The 17,791-nt window shown below is 42.0% G+C and carries 11 protein-coding genes and 1 pseudogene; 8 read left to right on the top strand and 4 right to left on the bottom strand.

What is annotated here, in order from left to right; genetic code table 11:
* Positions 1-113: 113 nt before the first annotated feature.
* Entirely contained in the window at positions 114-1,187 is a 1,074-nt protein-coding gene (locus HT671_RS09105) for a DUF2974 domain-containing protein (protein WP_138703052.1), read from the bottom strand.
* Between the two features lie 155 nt (positions 1,188-1,342).
* On the opposite strand from HT671_RS09105, the gene HT671_RS09100 reads away from it, so the two are divergent.
* Positions 1,343-2,020, top strand: a complete 678-nt coding sequence (locus tag HT671_RS09100) for a response regulator transcription factor (RefSeq protein ID WP_000548991.1) — start codon at positions 1,343-1,345, stop codon at positions 2,018-2,020.
* Positions 2,013-2,987, top strand: a complete 975-nt coding sequence (locus HT671_RS09095) for a sensor histidine kinase (RefSeq protein ID WP_000887963.1) — start codon at positions 2,013-2,015, stop codon at positions 2,985-2,987. The genes HT671_RS09100 and HT671_RS09095 overlap by 8 nt, the downstream gene beginning before the upstream one ends.
* A gap of 46 nt (positions 2,988-3,033) precedes the next feature.
* On the opposite strand, the gene thrS is transcribed toward HT671_RS09095, so the two are convergent.
* Both thrS and HT671_RS11740 read right to left on the bottom strand, forming a co-directional pair.
* The gene (gene thrS / locus HT671_RS09090) at positions 3,034-4,977 is read right to left on the bottom strand and encodes a threonine--tRNA ligase (protein ID WP_000608343.1); all 1,944 of its coding nucleotides are present in this window, start codon (positions 4,975-4,977) and stop codon (positions 3,034-3,036) included.
* Between the two features lie 335 nt (positions 4,978-5,312).
* Positions 5,313-5,672, bottom strand: a pseudogene (locus HT671_RS11740) (hypothetical protein).
* A 205-nt stretch (positions 5,673-5,877) separates the two neighbouring features.
* On the opposite strand from HT671_RS11740, the gene rpsO reads away from it, so the two are divergent.
* The gene (gene rpsO, locus HT671_RS09085) at positions 5,878-6,147 is read left to right on the top strand and encodes a 30S ribosomal protein S15 (protein ID WP_001018251.1); all 270 of its coding nucleotides are present in this window, start codon (positions 5,878-5,880) and stop codon (positions 6,145-6,147) included.
* A gap of 807 nt (positions 6,148-6,954) precedes the next feature.
* Entirely contained in the window at positions 6,955-7,587 is a 633-nt protein-coding gene (locus tag HT671_RS09080) for a CadD family cadmium resistance transporter (RefSeq protein ID WP_000531724.1), read from the top strand.
* A gap of 272 nt (positions 7,588-7,859) precedes the next feature.
* Here the strand turns inward: HT671_RS09080 and HT671_RS09075 are convergent, their stop codons facing one another.
* On the bottom strand, positions 7,860-8,609 hold the full coding sequence (locus tag HT671_RS09075) for a 1-acyl-sn-glycerol-3-phosphate acyltransferase (RefSeq protein WP_016569651.1): 750 nt from the start codon (positions 8,607-8,609) through the stop codon (positions 7,860-7,862).
* A 132-nt stretch (positions 8,610-8,741) separates the two neighbouring features.
* On the opposite strand from HT671_RS09075, the gene HT671_RS09070 reads away from it, so the two are divergent.
* The 4 genes from HT671_RS09070 to HT671_RS11735 form a co-directional block, all read left to right on the top strand.
* Positions 8,742-11,078: a cation-translocating P-type ATPase gene (locus tag HT671_RS09070; protein ID WP_025172077.1), complete on the top strand. Its 2,337-nt coding sequence runs from the start codon at positions 8,742-8,744 to the stop codon at positions 11,076-11,078.
* Positions 11,079-11,178: 100 nt separating this feature from the next.
* Positions 11,179-11,856, top strand: coding sequence for a tRNA (adenine(22)-N(1))-methyltransferase TrmK (locus HT671_RS09065; RefSeq protein ID WP_138703053.1), 678 nt, complete (start codon positions 11,179-11,181; stop codon positions 11,854-11,856).
* The gene (locus HT671_RS09060; protein WP_000881143.1) at positions 11,843-12,640 is read left to right on the top strand and encodes a Nif3-like dinuclear metal center hexameric protein; all 798 of its coding nucleotides are present in this window, start codon (positions 11,843-11,845) and stop codon (positions 12,638-12,640) included. The genes HT671_RS09065 and HT671_RS09060 overlap by 14 nt, the downstream gene beginning before the upstream one ends.
* A 416-nt stretch (positions 12,641-13,056) precedes the next feature.
* Positions 13,057-17,791: YSIRK-type signal peptide-containing protein (locus HT671_RS11735; RefSeq protein WP_240153276.1), on the top strand; the 4,735-nt coding region annotated here is incomplete at its 3' end.

Below are 17,791 nucleotides of genomic sequence, written 5' to 3'. Positions count from 1 at the left end.
CACCGCTTTGAGGTTGTAGATAAGACTGACAAAGTCAGTCACATATATACGGTAAGGCGACGCTGACGTGGTTTGAAGAGATTTTCGAAGAGTATTACCTTTTCATAAGCTTTTTATCTATTCTTCCAGGCTTGGTAACGGGTATCAATCAATAATTGGGTGAGGTGTCCCATGGTTTCCCTTTCTTCTGGAGTGAGGGATTGAGCTTGGACGAAGAGATGACGAATGTGTTCGATAGCCTTTAAGGAAGACAAGTCATTGATAGAAGTAATACCAGAATCAAGAATGGTTCCAAAGAAGAGATCAAAGTAGAGCTGGAGTTCCTCGTCAAGGACTGTGGCCACCCACTCCTTGAAGGTTGTGTCAACTTGTTGGCTATCACTGTTGGTCTTATCCAGTTGGACGAAGTGCTTGTCCTCAATCTGCCAACTAAAGGTATCGTGCTGGGCGATACCACCTAAGGCAGTACTGTGCACGATGATTTGGTGGGCAGGAATTTCCAGCATCATACCGATGATGGAGCCTTGAGGGATGAAGACCTTGGTTCTATCCATTATCCTTTGATAGCCCTCAGTTTGTGTCAGTTCTTTGTGGAGACCAGGCGCATCAAAGGTATAAACTACTATGATTTGATTTTGCAAGTTTTTCTCAATTTGACTAGCAGCATAGATGGCTAAATTTCCTCCCTTGGAATGCCCAGCCAGAATGACCTTTTGCTTAGGATGGTGGACAAGAAAATTTCTTAGATAGCGTAGGGCGTGCTTTTGAGCGGGAATTTCCTTCATATAGGTCAGGTGGAAATCTTCCTTCCAGCCAATGATACTGTCATCTGTCCCACGAAAGACAATCAGATAGGTATCGAGAGTGAGGCGGTAGGTCATAGCTGCAAACTGCTTTTGCAGCTCAGGGTCGATGTCGTTGATAAAATGGGAGAGTTTGCAATTTTTGAAACGTTTGTGTTGAGCTAGTTCATCTAATAGCTGGAGGCGATTTTTGCTGGTCAACATGTTAGATTCTCTTGGAACCTGAGGAGCCAGTTCTAAAAGTCGCTGAGGAGCTGTGGAGACCAGATTATCAAAGGAGAGGTAGGTGATTTCTGTTAAGGCTAGAATGTCTAACTCATTCAAAGGTAGGTCGTAAAAGGAATCGTGTGCGACATCTTTCAGATAATCAAAAATATTGGCCATAAGAGCTCCTTTCTTTTTATTTATCTTATCAAATTTCTCCCAAATTAGCTAGTAGCATTACCTGTTTGTACTGGCTAAAAACAAGCTCTTTCAAATTCAGTTTCAGACCTTCGAGCATGGAAAAATCTGTTATAATAATAGAAAAGGAGGAGCGCATGCACAAGATTTTACTAGTAGAAGATGATCAGGTTATTCGTCAACAGGTCGGGAAAATGCTCTCTGAATGGGGATTTGAAGTGGTCTTGGTAGAAGACTTTATGGAAGTTTTGAGTCTTTTTGTCCAATCGGAACCTCATCTGGTCCTCATGGATATTGGGCTGCCCTTGTTTAATGGTTATCACTGGTGTCAGGAAATTCGCAAGATTTCCAAGGTGCCTATCATGTTTCTGTCTTCGAGAGACCAGGCTATGGATATTGTCATGGCAATCAATATGGGGGCGGATGACTTTGTGACCAAACCTTTTGACCAGCAGGTTCTTTTAGCCAAGGTTCAGGGCTTGCTGCGTCGTTCCTATGAGTTCGGGCGTGACGAGAGTTTACTGGAATATGCTGGTGTTATCCTCAATACCAAATCCATGGATTTACATTATCAAGGGCAAGTCTTGAATTTGACCAAGAACGAATTCCAGATTTTACGCGTGTTATTTGAGCATGCAGGCAATATTGTAGCGCGTGACGACCTCATGCGGGAACTTTGGAACAGTGACTTTTTCATTGATGATAATACCCTCTCTGTCAATGTGGCTCGTTTGCGTAAAAAATTGGAAGAGCAGGGCTTGGTAGGATTTATCGAGACCAAGAAAGGGATAGGGTACGGACTGAAGCATGCTTGATTGGAAACAATTTTTTCTAGCCTATCTGCGCTCCCGTAGTCGTCTGTTTGTCTATCTGCTTGCTTTAGCATTTCTGATTTTGCTCTTTCAGTTTTTATTTGCCAGTTTGGGAACTTACTTTCTCTACTTTTTCCTCTTGTGTTGCTTTGTAACCATCTTATTTTTCACTTGGGACATATTGGTGGAAACGCAGGTCTATCGTCAGGAAATTCTCTATGGGGAGAGGGAAGCTCAGTCTCCTTTGGAAAGAGCCTTGGCTGAAAAATTAGAGGCGCGTGAGATGGAACTCTATCAGCAGAGGTCAGATTCAGAAAGAAAACTGACGGATTTGCTGGATTACTATACCTTGTGGGTCCATCAGATTAAGACCCCCATTGCAGCCAGTCAACTCTTAGTTGCAGAAGTAGCTGACCGCCAACTGAAGCAGCAGTTAGAACAGGAAATTTTCAAAATCGATTCCTATACCAATCTAGTCTTACAGTACCTGCGTTTAGAAAGTTTCCATGATGATTTGGTCTTAAAGCAGGTTCAAATTGAGGATTTGGTCAAGGAAATAATTCGTAAATATGCTCTTTTCTTTATTCAAAAAGGCCTAAATGTCAATCTACATGACCTTGATAAAGAAATCGTGACGGATAAAAAGTGGCTACTAGTGGTTATTGAGCAAATTATCTCAAACAGTCTCAAGTACACCAAGGAAGGTGGTCTGGAGATTTATATGGACGGGCAAGAGCTTTGTATCAAGGATACGGGAATCGGGATAAAAAACAGTGATGTCCTCCGAGTCTTTGAACGTGGCTTTTCAGGGTATAATGGACGCCTAACCCAGCAGTCATCTGGACTTGGACTTTACCTATCTAAGAAAATTTCTGAAGAACTGGGTCACCAGATTCGTATCGAGTCTGAGGTCGGAAAAGGAACGATAGCGCGGATTCAGTTTGCTCAAGTGAATCTAGTCCTTGAGTGAGAATAGACGAAAAAGCCTCCGGACTGGAGGCTTTTATGCTAGGTTCTTATTTCTCAACGCGTGATTTGTTGGCTATATCAGCTAGGATAGCTCCAACAAAATCATCAACTGAGACAGTTTGTGTTTCTTTTTGGCCATAGCGACGAACGTTGACTGTTTCGTCTTCCATTTCTTTGTCTCCAACAATTAATTGGTAAGGAATCTTGCTGGTTTGTGAAGCACGGATCTTGAACTGCATTTTTTCATTGCGCTCATCTACGTCTGCACGGACACCGCGGTCACGGAGTTTCTTGGCTACTTCCCAAGCGTAGTCCACGTGTTTTTCGTTAGATACTGGGATGAGGGTTACTTGGTGTGGTGCCAGCCATGTTGGGAAGGCCCCCTTGTAGTTCTCAATCAAGATAGCTGTGAAGCGTTCCATAGTTGAGATAACCCCACGGTGGATCATCACTGGACGGTGCTCTTCACCATCAGCTCCGATGTATTTGAGGTCGAAGCGTTCTGGAAGCAAGAAGTCAAGTTGGATAGTAGAAAGAGTTTCTTCTTTTCCAAGAGCGGTCTTAACTTGAATATCCAATTTTGGTCCGTAGAAGGCTGCTTCGCCTTCGGCTTCAAAGTAGTCCACGCCCATTTCATCAAGAGCTGCACGAAGCATAGTTTGAGCATTTTCCCACATCTCATCGTTGTCAAAGTACTTGTGAGTATCTTGAGGGTCGCGAAGAGAGAGACGGAAGCGGTACTCATTCAAGTTGAAGTCTCCGTAAACATCGATAATCAACTGAAGAGCACGTTGGAATTCTTCTTGGATTTGTTCTGGAGTAACGAAAAGGTGACCGTCGTTGAGAGACATTTCACGCACACGTTGAAGACCAGTGAGGGCACCAGATTTTTCATAACGGTGCATCATACCGATTTCAGCGATACGGATTGGCAACTCACGGTAAGAGTGAACATGGTGTTTGAAGACTTGGATGTGGTGTGGGCAGTTCATTGGACGAAGGACAAATTCTTCCCCGTCACCCATGTCCATAGTTGGGAATATGTCTTCTTGGTAATGATCCCAGTGACCAGAAGTCTTGTAAAGTTCAACAGAAGCAAGTGGTGGAGTATAAACGTGTTGGTATCCAGAAGCCAACTCTTTGTCAACGATGTAGCGTTCCAACTCACGACGAATAGTCGCACCATTTGGCAACCAGAATGGAAGTCCTTGTCCCACTTCTTGTGAAATCATAAAGAGGTCAAGCTCTTTACCAAGTTTACGGTGGTCACGTTCCTTAGCTTCTTCACGCATTTGAAGGTAGTTTTTCAAGTCTTTCTTATCAAACCAAGCTGTCCCGTAGATACGTTGCATCATAGCGTTGTCGCTATTTCCACGCCAGTAAGCACCAGCTACATGGAGAAGGTGGAAGATTTGGATACGACCTGTTGATGGAACGTGAGGTCCACGGCAGAGGTCTACATATTCACCCTGACGATAGATAGTCAAACCGCCTTCGTCTTCTGAGTGTTCTTCAATCAATTCCAACTTGTAAGGGTCATTTTTGAAGATTTCACGTGCCTCGTCTTTAGTCACTTCTTCACGAATAGATGGGAAGTTTTCTTTGACGATTTTTTGCATTTCTTCTTCGATACGAGGAAGGTCTTCGTTAGAGATTTGACCAGCTGTGTTGTCAGTATCGTAGTAGAAACCATCTTCGATGGCTGGACCAACTCCCAAGTGAATGTCTGGGAAAAGACGACGAGCTGCTTGGGCGAACAAGTGAGCTGCTGAGTGACGCAAGATTGGAAGGGCATCTTCGTGATCAGGTGTTACAATTTCGATGCTTCCATCTTCAGTGATAGCACGAGTAGTGTCGATGAGTTTGCCGTTGAATTTACCAGCCAAGGCTTTTTTAGCTAGGGAATTGCTGATAGATTGGGCAATTTCAAAAGTTGTAACGCCAGATTCGAATTCACGAACAGCGCCATCGGGGAAAGTAATGTTAATCATGATGTTCTCCTTATATTGGTTATCCATTATTTCTAAAGCAGAAGTGTTTCCCTATTTCGCAGTCTTAAATAAAGAGAAACAAAAAGCAAAGAGAAACAAAAAGCGACGTCCTAGAAAGGACGTCGCAACGTGGTTCCACCTTCATTTATGTACCTCAAAAGAGAGGGACACCTCTGATTGGCTCTAACGTGGCCACCGTTTTATGTTTTCATAAAAAACTCAAGAGTAGTATCAGTATAGTCTTTCTATGCGTTCTCAGCAACCACGCACTCTCTAGTAGAAAGGGACTAAGTGACTTGTCTCTATGGATTATTATAGCATGATTGTGAGATTTTTCAAGGATTTTGTGAAAGTTTTTTGTTTTTCATTTTTGCAGAATATGCTTGATACCAATACCGGAAGCCATGCCGACCAGAGCAAAGGTTCCATAGGCTAAAAAGTAGACAATGCTAAAATCGTGGAAAGAAATGATAGTAAAGCAAAAGAGCAATCCAATGTCAAAAGGGAAAAAGGGAAACGGTAACCGTAAAGAAGAGAAACGATGAAGGTTACTAACGGAGAAAAGATAAAGATATTTAGAAGATGAGTCCTAGCAGATTGGGACCGGATGAGAGCAGTGAAAATAATTCATAAAGAGGCCAATAAAAGAAAAAGATGACCAGATAGTGGGGGAGATGGGAATAGAATCTAGGCATGATAATCAGCTCGTTTTAAAAAAACAGACAACTTAAATCTCTTGCTATGATTATTATAGCATGTTTAAAACAAGAAAGTAAATCTGTTGACAAAGAAGTTAGTTATTGGTAGAATAGGGATTGTCGTAAAGACAAATAACTTCTTCTTGGTTACAGGCATGCCAACCTGTCACTCGGATGAAGCCAAATAAAAAGGAGAAACATCATGGCAATCTCAAAAGAGAAAAAAAATGAAATCATTGCACAATATGCACGTCACGAAGGTGATACAGGTTCAGTAGAGGTTCAAGTTGCTGTCCTTACTTGGGAAATCAACCACCTTAACGAACACATCAAACAACACAAAAAAGACCACGCTACTTACCGTGGATTGATGAAAAAAATCGGTCGCCGTCGTAACTTGCTTGCATACTTGCGTAAAAACGACGTTAACCGTTACCGTGAGTTGATCAACTCTCTAGGACTTCGTCGCTAATTCAAGATACAAAGGCCGTCAAAAGCACAAAGCAAAAATAGGAAAATTGACGAAGAAACTTCAGTTTCTAGGAGATTTTATCTTTTTTGCCAAGTGCTTAGGCCGTGTTCAATTGAGCATATCTTGATAATAAAGCTACTCTAAATTGGGTAGCTTTTTTGCGTTGTCACCTTACCTCGCTATACTCAAGTATAATCTTCGGTTACGGTTCCTAGCACTGTAAGGTAAAATAAACCAGCTTTTCTCCCTTCGGGGAGATTTTTTTTGTTTCACTGAAAGTTTCGTACGATCTTCGCCTCGTCTATAAACGATTGATCTAGCAAGAATCATGATGCTAAGGGCGTCAAAAATCCGTATGAAAATAGGGAAATGACACAGTGTTCGATGAGCACAAGGAGTTTCATCTTTTTCACTAGGATTTTAGCCCGGGCTAAAATCAGCTCTCTGACTTCAGAGGGCTTTTTTATTGAGGTTTTATCGGTAACAATTTTGGAGACTACAAAAACCTCAAATGGTATCAGCTAATTACACCATAAAGGTGCGCAGTTACTCGGCTTTTCAAGCCGAGTAGCTGTCTGCAAGCCCCCTAGAAGAGCCCACTCTTTACAAAGTAAAGTATAGTATGTTTATACTTTACATGGAAGTAGTCACTGAATTCCAGTTAGAAATTACTTTGTAACTACGTTTTGAGGAGGAGTAAAATGCTTTCCTACGTTCGACATTACCCACTAGCGATAGCTAAATTAATGTGTCTGTGCTCTCCTAAAATCTGCTGATTTATTACTGACTAATACAGGAGGTTTTTTTATGGGACAGACAATCATATCTGCTATTGGTGTTTATATTTCTACCAGTATCGATTATTTAATTATTTTAATTATTTTATTTGCACAGCTATCACAGAATAAACAGAAATGGCATATTTATGCGGGGCAATATCTAGGCACAGGCTTACTTGTAGGGGCGAGTTTAGTTGCTGCTTATGTCGTTAATTTCGTGCCTGAAGAATGGATGGTTGGATTGCTTGGTTTAATCCCTATCTATTTAGGGATTCGCTTTGCAATTGTTGGAGAAGATGCGGAAGAAGAAGAGGAAGAAATTATTGAAAGATTAGAACAAAGCAAGGCAAATCAACTGTTTTGGACAGTTACATTGCTGACAATTGCGTCTGGCGGAGATAATTTAGGTATCTATATACCTTATTTTGCTTCGTTAGATTGGTCACAGACCCTCGTGGCCTTGCTTGTGTTTGTAATCGGCATAATTATCTTTTGCGAGATTAGTCGGGTGTTATCCTCTATTCCGTTAATATTCGAGACAATTGAAAAATACGAGCGAATCATTGTGCCCTTAGTATTCATTCTACTTGGACTATACATCATGTATGAAAATGGCACGATAGAGACTTTTCTGATCGTGGAGATTTTTTTGTTTCACTAGGATTTTAGCCCTCTGAAAATCAGCTCTCTGATTTTCAGAGGGCTTTTTCATTGAGTATAAATGGACAATCTTAAAGTTACTCTATTGTAGAGTGGCTTTTGATTTGATTAGGAGATTCTTATAAATATAGTAAAATGAAACAAAAGCAGGACAAATCGATCAGGACAGTCAAATCGATTTCTAAAAATGTTTTAGAAGTAGAGGTGTACTATTCTAGTTCCAATCTACTATATAAATGAAAACCTTAGCTGTTTGGCCAAGGTTCATTTCTTCTATGCAAGTTCTTCTCTTTTCTTATCTGGGTTCCAGATGAAGCTTGCGAGAAAGCTAAAGATGATGGTTAGGATAGCGAGTATAATAGCAAGGATGAGGGCAGGAATGCGGATAAACCACCAGAGTGGATTTGGTTTTTTATCATTGTGCCATTGTTTCGTTTCTTCGTCCAGACGTTGGAATTCTGTTTGAATACGATTGGCGACTGTTTCAATGCCTTCATCATTCATTTTCTTGATATCTGAGATATCGATTGGATTTCCAAAGTTCATATCGACACGTTCACGGCTAATCAAGCCCTTCAAAGTCATGGGACCGGTGTAGGTAACCGGCATGATACGGACCTTGGCCATTTTGGCAATCAGAGCTACGCCCCCCTTGACATCGTTTGAGTGACGGCTCCCACTTGGAAACATGATGAGAGAGCGGTCACTTTTTTTGAGAACATTGATAGGGTATTTGATGGCTGAGGCGCTAGGATTTTCACGGTCGATAGGAAAGGCGCCACACATACGAATCCACCAGCCAAAGATACGGTTGGTAAAGAGTTCTTTTTTTGCCATAAAGATAAACTGTTTTGGCTTGGTCGCAAAGGCCATATAAACTGGATCCCACCAAGTGCGGTGAGGCGCAACCAAAATATAATTTTCATCTTGATTAGGAATTTTATCAGTATTATGATAGTGGGCATTGCCATTGATGGACCATAAGAGCAATACAACTAATCCACGCAAATAAGTATAAAACATGCGATCTCCTTCGATTGTTTTCTTGTTATTATTATACCTTATCAAAGGAGGGCTGGCAAACTTTTCCCTTGACTAGATGCATATTTGGGATGAGATTAGAATTCTTTTAGAAAAAATGATATGATAGAATTTATGGATAAAAATAAGATTATGGGATTAACCCAAAGAGAAGTCAAGGAAAGACAGACTAAGGGCTTGGTCAATGATTTTACTGCTTCGGCCAGTACCAGCACTTGGCAAATCATCAAACGAAATGTCTTTACCCTTTTTAACGCTTTGAACTTTGCCATTGCTTTGGCCCTTGCCTTTGTGCAGGCTTGGAGCAATCTGGTCTTCTTTGCTGTTATCTGCTTTAACGCTTTTTCTGGAATTGTGACCGAGCTACGGGCCAAACACATGGTGGACAGGCTCAATCTCATGACCAAGGAAAAGGTCAAGACTATTCGTGATGGCCAAGAAGTGGCTCTGAATCCTGAAGAATTGGTGTTAGGAGATGTCATTCGTCTGTCTGCTGGAGAGCAGATTCCCAGTGATGCCTTAGTTTTGGAAGGCTTTGCGGAAGTCAATGAAGCCATGTTGACGGGGGAAAGTGATTTGGTACAAAAGGAAGTGGATGCCTTGCTTTTGTCAGGAAGTTTCTTAGCCAGTGGGGCAGTTTCAGCTCAAGTTCACCATGTTGGATCTGAGAACTATGCTGCCAAACTCATGCTGGAAGCCAAGACCGTTAAACCCATCAACTCTCGTATCATGAAATCGCTGGACAAGCTAGCTGGTTTTACTGGGAAGATTATCATTCCTTTTGGTCTAGCTCTCTTGCTAGAAGCCTTGCTTTTAAAAGGCCTGCCTCTCAAGTCTTCCGTTGTAAACTCGTCGACAGCACTTCTGGGAATGTTGCCCAAGGGAATTGCCCTTTTGACCATTACTTCGCTCTTGGCTGCAGTGATTAAGCTGGGCTTGAAAAAGGTCTTGGTGCAGGAGATGTACTCTGTTGAGACCTTGGCGCGCGTGGATATGCTCTGTCTGGACAAGACGGGTACCATCACTCAAGGAAAGATGCAGGTGGAGGCTGTTCTTCCTTTGACCGAAGAGTATGGAGAGTCAGCGCTTGCTAGCATCTTGGCCAGCTATATGGCTCATAGTGAGGATAAGAATCCAACTGCCCAAGCCATTCGACAGCGTTTTGTGGGAGAAGTTACTTATCCTATGATTTCCAAGCTTCCCTTCTCCAGCGACCGCAAGTGGGGAGCCATGGAGTTAGAATGTTTGGGGACAGTTTTCTTAGGGGCACCTGAGATGTTGCTGGACTCTGAAGTCCCAGAAGCCAGAGAGGCCTTGGAGAGAGGTTCACGTGTCTTGGTCTTAGCTCTCAGTCAGGAGAAATTAGACCATCACAAACCACAGAAACCTTCTGATATTCAGGCTCTGGCCTTGTTGGAAATCTTGGACCCTATTCGAGAGGGAGCAGCAGAGACGCTGGACTATCTCCGTTCTCAGGAAGTGGGCCTCAAAATTATCTCTGGTGACAATCCCGTTACGGTGTCCAGCATTGCCCAGAAGGCTGGTTTTGCGGACTACCATAGCTATGTAGATTGTTCGAAAATCATCGATGAGGAATTGATGGCCATGGCGGAGGAGACAGCTATTTTCGGACGTGTTTCCCCTCATCAAAAGAAACTCATCATCCAAACGCTGAAAAAATCAGGACATACAACGGCTATGACAGGGGACGGGGTTAATGATATCTTGGCCCTTCGTGAGGCAGATTGTTCCATCGTAATGGCTGAGGGAGATCCAGCGACTCGTCAGATTGCCAATCTGGTTCTCTTGAACTCAGACTTTAATGATGTTCCTGAGATTCTCTTTGAAGGTCGTCGTGTGGTCAATAACATTGCCCATATCGCCCCGATTTTCTTGATAAAGACCATCTACTCATTCTTGCTCGCAGTTATCTGTATCGCCAGTGCTCTTCTGGGACGGTCTGAATGGATCTTGATTTTCCCCTTCATTCCAATCCAGATTACTATGATTGACCAGTTTGTGGAAGGTTTCCCACCATTCGTTCTGACTTTTGAGCGAAATATCAAACCTGTTGAGCCAAATTTCCTCAGAAGATCCATGCTTCGTGCTCTACCAAGTGCTCTCATGGTTGTGTTCAGCGTCCTGTTTGTGAAAATATTTGGAGCGAGTCAAGGTTGGTCTGAGATAGAAATCTCAACCCTACTTTATTATCTGCTTGGGTCTATTGGTTTCTTATCCGTATTTAGAGCCTGCATGCCATTTACCCTATGGCGTGTCCTCTTGATTGTTTGGTCAGTAGGAGGCTTCCTAGCCACAGCTCTCTTCCCAAGAATTCAAAAATTGCTTGAAATTTCGACACTTACAGGACAAACGCTACCTGTTTATGGTATCATGATGTTGGTCTTTACCGTGATTTTCATCCTGACTAGTCGCTATCAAGCCAGAAAATAAAGAAAGGCTGCAATCTGTGGATTGCGGTCTTTTTAGGTACAAGATTGCCAGCCGAAATGTGGTATAATAAGAGGTAATAGAGTTTGGAAAGTGAGAGAAGATGATTTCAAAGAGATTAGAATTGGTAGCTTCCTTTGTACCACAGGGAGCCATTTTATTAGATGTGGGAAGTGATCATGCTTATCTGCCCATCAAGTTGGTTGAGAGAGGACAAATCAAAAGTGCCATTGCAGGTGAGGTGGTGGACGGGCCCTACCAATCTGCAGTCAAAAATGTTGAAAGTCACGGGTTAAAGGAGAAAATCCAAGTCCGTTTAGCCAATGGTTTGGCAGCTTTTGAAGAGGAAGGCCGAGTGTCTGTCATTACCATCGCAGGGATGGGCGGCCGTTTGATTGCTAGGATTTTAGAAGAAGGCTTGGACAAGTTAGCTAACGTAGAGCGTTTGATTCTCCAGCCCAATAATCGTGAAGACGACTTGCGCATTTGGTTGCAAGACAATGGTTTTCAGATTGTGGCAGAAAGCATTCTAGAAGAAGCTGGCAAGTTTTACGAGATTTTGGTGGTGGAAGCAGGACAAATGAAGCTATCAGCCATTGATGTTCGCTTTGGACCTTTCTTGTGCAAAGAGGTCAGTCCAGTCTTTGTCCAAAAATGGCAAAAAGAAGCTGTTAAGCTAGAGTTTGCCCTCGGACAAATTCCAGAAAAAAATCTGGAGGAACGTCAAGTTCTAGTAGATAAAATTCAAGCCATCAAGGAGGTTCTCCATGCTAGCAAGTGAAGTAATTAACGCATATGAAGCCTTTTGCCCTCAGGAATTTTCCATGGAGGGCGATAGTCGTGGTCTGCAAATCGGCACTTTGGACAAGGATATCCAAAGGGTCATGGTGGCTCTCGATATTCGTGAAGAAACGGTGGCTGAAGCCATTGAAAAGGGTGTGGACTTGATTATTGTCAAGCACGCGCCGATTTTCCGTCCCATCAAGGACTTGGTCGCCAGCCGTCCGCAAAATCAGATTTACATTGACCTCATCAAGCATGACATTGCAGTTTATGTCAGCCATACCAATATTGACATCGTTGATAATGGGCTCAATGACTGGTTTTGCCAGATGCTAGGCATTGATGAGACGACTTATCTTCAGGAAACAGGTCCAGAATGTGGAATTGGTCGTATTGGGAATATTCAGCCTCAGACATTTTGGGACTTGGCCCAGCGTGTCAAGCAAGTCTTTGGCCTAGATAGCCTTCGAATGGTGCATTATCAAGAGAGAGATTTGCAGAAGCCTATTTCAAGAGTGGCCATCTGTGGTGGAAGCGGGCAGTCATTCTATAAGGATGCTTTAGCTAAAGGAGCGGATGTCTATATCACTGGTGATATTTACTACCACACTGCCCAGGATATGTTGTCTGATGGCTTGCTGGCATTGGATCCAGGTCACTATATCGAAGTGCTGTTTGTGGAAAAAATCGCAGCACTCCTTACTCAATGGAAAGAGGAAAAAGGCTGGGAACTAGAGATTTTACCTAGCCAAGCATCGACCAATCCTTTCCATCATATCTAGTTAGAAGGTGAAGACAATGAAAAATTGTACTAGTATAATTATGGTAAACTGAAACTACACTAGTACAAATGTGATTCTGAGACATTGTTGAGACTGGATTTTTTTGTAAAACTTATACCCGAAATTTTATAAATAAAAAAATACAATAGTCCTCGTTTTTTGCAGTTTAATCAAAAAATCCAATACATATAATTAGAAAGATAACAATTTACCATAAAATACTCTAAAAACAGAAAAAATTAAATGTTTTTCCTTGCAAAATTCGGGGGGGGGGGTGGTATAATTGCTACTAGACTGTATACTCTTCATAGGAGGTATAGTGGGGTAAATAGTCGTAAGTTGCTATTTAATATTATTGTCAATTGAAGAGGAAAATGACATGTTCTCTTCAATCATATCTTTAAGGAGAAAGAGTTATGGATTTTAGAAAGTCTAACAGAGAAAAGGTCTTCCGTTACTCCATTCGTAAGTACCACTTTGGTGCCGCCAGTGTTGCGGTTGCCGCATTGATGTTTTTTGCCAACGGTGCAGTAGCAGCGAGTGAGACAGTCACTCCAGCTACAACTAATGACGTGGTCGCTGGATTTGATGGTAACCCTGATGGGGCTCTGCAGGAGTCGGATGAGGGAGAGTCGAAGGAGGTTGTACTTGAGCAACTTGCTGAAGGCAAGATCACAAAGGAGATAAAAGGGCAAGGGAGGTCAGCGGAAGGATCTAATCAAGGACAGACAGTAGCTGCCCCTAAAACTACTGGAGTAGACTCTAGCCAGCCAGAGTCTGTTCAAGAAAGTTCTCAGGTGAGAGAGAAAAGGGCAGGATCTGCTGACACGATAGCAGCCAAAACAAGCAGCACTGGAGTCCTTCAGCCTCGGGTGCTCAAAGACAGCCAGTCTGACTATGACCCTATTCCACTTGACGATGATGAGGATGATACAGAACAGGATGAACAACCGTTAAACACTCCGGTGACAACAGCGATTCAACCTCGTTCAAGAGGAAGCAGACAAGAAGTTCCTTCAGGCTACATAGCTGTGCCAAGTAATGCTTATGTAGATGGGATCAACTACTTTTTAGAAGATGGACATGCAGGTTCACCTTATGCCCGTGGAACCTATGTCTATGGTTCGCAACGTTCAAGAGCATATTGGGACGGAAAAGAGTTTCGTATTCCGGAAGCGAAAGATTTTATCTACGGGATAGTCAAGAAAACAGAAACTGGTTTTAAATGGGAGATTGATATCAATAAGGGAAAAGTAGGACGGGGTCCACACCACTACTTATCAAATACTTTTTGGTTTACCCTACCTAAAAACCACACTGTAAAAGCAAACTCAGTAACTATTTCTCGTTATGATCATAGGACTGGTGGCACCACTGCTACTAGTGGAGATGCAGGTAACGGAGAGGATCAAATTCTAAAGGCCTTACAATCAGCTGATGGAATTAGTGATGAAAAGCAGGGGACTGTTGCATCAACAGGAGCGGCAGCAAAAAGTGGAGGTTATGGTTATCGGACGGATAGTCTGGATGGCTTAGCCAAGGAAGAAGTTAACTGGTGGGTGCAGAAAGGTTTCTACTACCATGCTGATAAAAACTTCCCAACTGAAGTTGAGAAAAAGGCAGCTTCTAAATACTCTGGTATCAAAAATGAAACCGAGAAAGTCTACACCTTCTCTTTGGACGGAGGACGTGATGATAGCTACCATTTGACCTTTGAGACGACTTCCCCAGATACGACTTTCCGTAATCTCTATTACGCCTTGGGTGTTAAAGGGTTTAGGCTGTCAGGGAAATCAGTTAATCGCTTGCTAGTCAATCAGTGGTACGGTAGAGCTGCCGGTGAAGGAGACCAGGCTGAGAAGTATCCGGCTCAGTTGGAAGGGAATGGCTACTATCAGATTGTACAAGGGCAAATTTGGCAGCCGAGAAATAATAATGTATCAACAACTCCAGGTACCTCTTCATCTTTAATTGCTAAAAGCGATGGAGGCATTGACCTTGAATCTTACTTTAAAAATAGGGATAAGGTAGGGGATAATGCTGAATCACATCCAACTTCTTATAATCTTTTTAAGGATGGTGTCAAAGTTGAAAACAACCAAGAGGTTGCAAAGACTATCGTCAATACTCCGGGAGTGAAATCTTATCTTGTAGAGCGAATCTTTGCTGACGGTTCTGGTGAATTGGTTCAGTTAAATTTTGTTGTGAAACCGAAAAAACCAAGTTTAAATACTGATTTGCAAAAGCAAGCAGGGACGATAAAGGATATCACTGCAACTAACGGAACCAAAGGTGTAGAGATGGTTCTCTACCATGACGGAAAAGAAGTAGCAACCAGTATTGCTGGTGATGATGGAAATGCAACCTTCAAAAATGTTGTTATTACAAAAGGTTCTTATACTGTCAAGTCACGTGTTTCAGATCAGTCTTATTTGACTGCAGAAGGCAAGCGAACTTCACTCTTAGAGTCTGAATCATCAGATGCTAAAGAAGCCAACTACGATAGGAGTCAGATTCGTATTGGGTTTGGACAAAGTGGAGAGGGCGGAGCAGCTCCTAGCTTTGAGGAAGGTAAGTATAAAGCACTATATCGTGACAATTATACTGAAAAACAACTACAAGTACTGGTTCAAGTCCCTGCTGGCCAGATTATCAAAAATATTGAAGTAACTAATTTAGAAAAAACAGGCTTGGTTCATGGTGAAATGAATCAGGTTGGTCCTCTAACTAGTACGATGCCATTAACAGGAGATATTAAAAAAGACAATTCAGGTATCCATCAAATTACTGTTACGGTTACAACCGCAGATAATCTAAAAAATACAGAAAAACTCTATCTATACATTCCATTTACGAAACCGACTTTTGAAACAACAGCTGAGAGTTTGAAAGGAAAGACTACAGGAAAACCGGTCATCAAAGCAAACTCTGGAACAAAAGGAGAAGCAGCAAATATTCCTGATAAAGCAAAACTGAAAACCTTCTTGGTTAAAGGTGGGAATGATGTGGATGCTGTAGGCACAGGTGCTTCTGATAATAAGCCTAAAAAAGCTACTGGCTATACTATTCTTGCTAGTGGTGATGTTAAGGCGGATGGAACAGTTGAGTTTACTCCTGATAAGTATAGACAAGAATTGGTGGGGAATGAGGAACTTCGTCTAGTTACGGCAGTGGTTAAGGAAGGTACAGATGAACCTGTTTTAGACTATCTTGTATCACCACTATCAGAATCGCTTAAACTAGAACTTCCTACAGAAGTTAGCCGTGACTTTGTAAGCCCAGCAGAAAAAGTTACCGTTGAAAATCCAGGTAGTCTAAATCAAACCGAGAAAGATAAGCTAAAAAAAGCTATTGAAGATGCTAATCCAGGATTTAAAGTTGAAATAACAGATGATGGTAAGGTTCAGGTGACCAGACCGGATGGACAAGAGGAAGAAGCTGCTGTCAGTGATTTTGTGAAACAAAATGGGCAAGCAGATTCTGCAGATGATTCGACTTCTCCAAAAGAAATCCAAAAACCAACTGAAAAAGTGAAGGTAGCTAATCCAAATAAGCTAACCAAAGAGGAATTGACGAAGATTACTCAGAAGGTTCAGGAGAAAAATCCTGGTGCTACTGTAAACGTTGGGCAAAATGGAGATGCCTATGTTGTACAACCAGATGGAACAAGTGGCTTGATTTCCCACAAAGATTTGTTGGAGCTGACAGAAGAGCAAAAAGAAGCTGCAAAGAACCGTAAACCGTTAGTCAACCCAGAGCAGAAAGTACCTGTAACCGATTCAGAGAAACTAAATTCTTCAGATATTGAAAAGATTAAGAAGGCTCTACAAGCTGCTAACCCAGGAGCGACTGTTACAGTGGATAGCGATGGAAATGCAACTGTTACAAGTCAGGACGGATCAGAAAGTAAGTTTATCTCACGAGATGACTTGGTTACAAAAGTGACGGTCCAAGCGCCTCAATCTCCAACTATCTCACAAGATAAAGAAACTCTAACGGTAACATCAATGGTAGGTCAAGACGAAGCTACTAAGGTTATGCTTACGTATACAAATGCTACTGGACAAGAAAAAACTGTTGGTTTTACTAAAACTGGTAGCAACTGGAATAAGGATGACGCCAATGCAGATAGCACAATTTCGATTATAAATGATGAAAATGGACTGGGCAAAATCCTAATCCAAGCTGAAACAGCAGAAGCAGGTTCAACAGTTACAGTTAAGCAGCAGAAGGACGGCTCTGACTTTAGTATAGCAGCTACTACTAAGGTTTTAGGAAGATTAGAGGATGTAAGTGGTATAGCCCAACCAGATGGTTCGGTTGTAATTACTGTACCGCAGGAAGCTACTGAGTTTGATTTGACTTATCATAATCAAACTAGTAATCGTTCAGAAACACAACATTTTAGAAAAACTGATCAAGGATGGAGTGCTGTTGCAGGAATTACAGCTAGTGGCAATAGCTTTACCCTTCCAAAAAGTTTAGTAAAAGACGGGACGGAAGTTGCGGTAAAAGCTTCTAGCGCAACGAAAATTTCAGAGACTAAACGAATTAAGGCTAAGTTTGAACAACCGAGTGCAACAACTAGTGCTACACGTCAAAATGGAGATGTAGAAGTTACATTACCGACAGATGCAGAAAAAGTGACCTTAACTTATAAGAACAAACAAAATACCAATGCCACAGTAACACTGGTTAAACGAGGAAATAATTGGAGCTCTTCAACAACCTTACCAGATGGTATCAGTCTAGCAAATGGTAAGGTTACACTTGACTATACAAAAGTGAACAGGAATACAAATATCACAACAGCCTCTACTAGAGGAAATGGCGATGTTGAATCTCAAGCAAATAACCAAAATCATCCTATTCCAGAACACACAGCTCCGACGACTAAGACGATTACAAAAGTAATCGGTGAAAATCCTACAAATGCAGAGTTACTTGCTGCTGTAGATGTAGCTAACAAAGCATCAGCTGTACTGAAAGAAGGAACACAGTATCCAACTACAGTAGGGAACCATACTCTTGACGTTGTTGTTACTTATACAGATCAAAGTACAGAAAACGTAAGAGTAACGTATGTGGTGAAACCAGCAGACAAGACAGCTCTAACGCAAGCGAATAACGACTTAGCAAGCGAAGTAGCAA

Source organism: Streptococcus sp. 2741, assembly GCF_013276315.1.
Taxonomy (GTDB): Bacteria; Bacillota; Bacilli; order Lactobacillales; family Streptococcaceae; genus Streptococcus; species Streptococcus pseudopneumoniae.
Note: the sequence above shows the minus strand (reverse complement) of the source record. Positions and strands in the feature narration are given on the sequence as shown.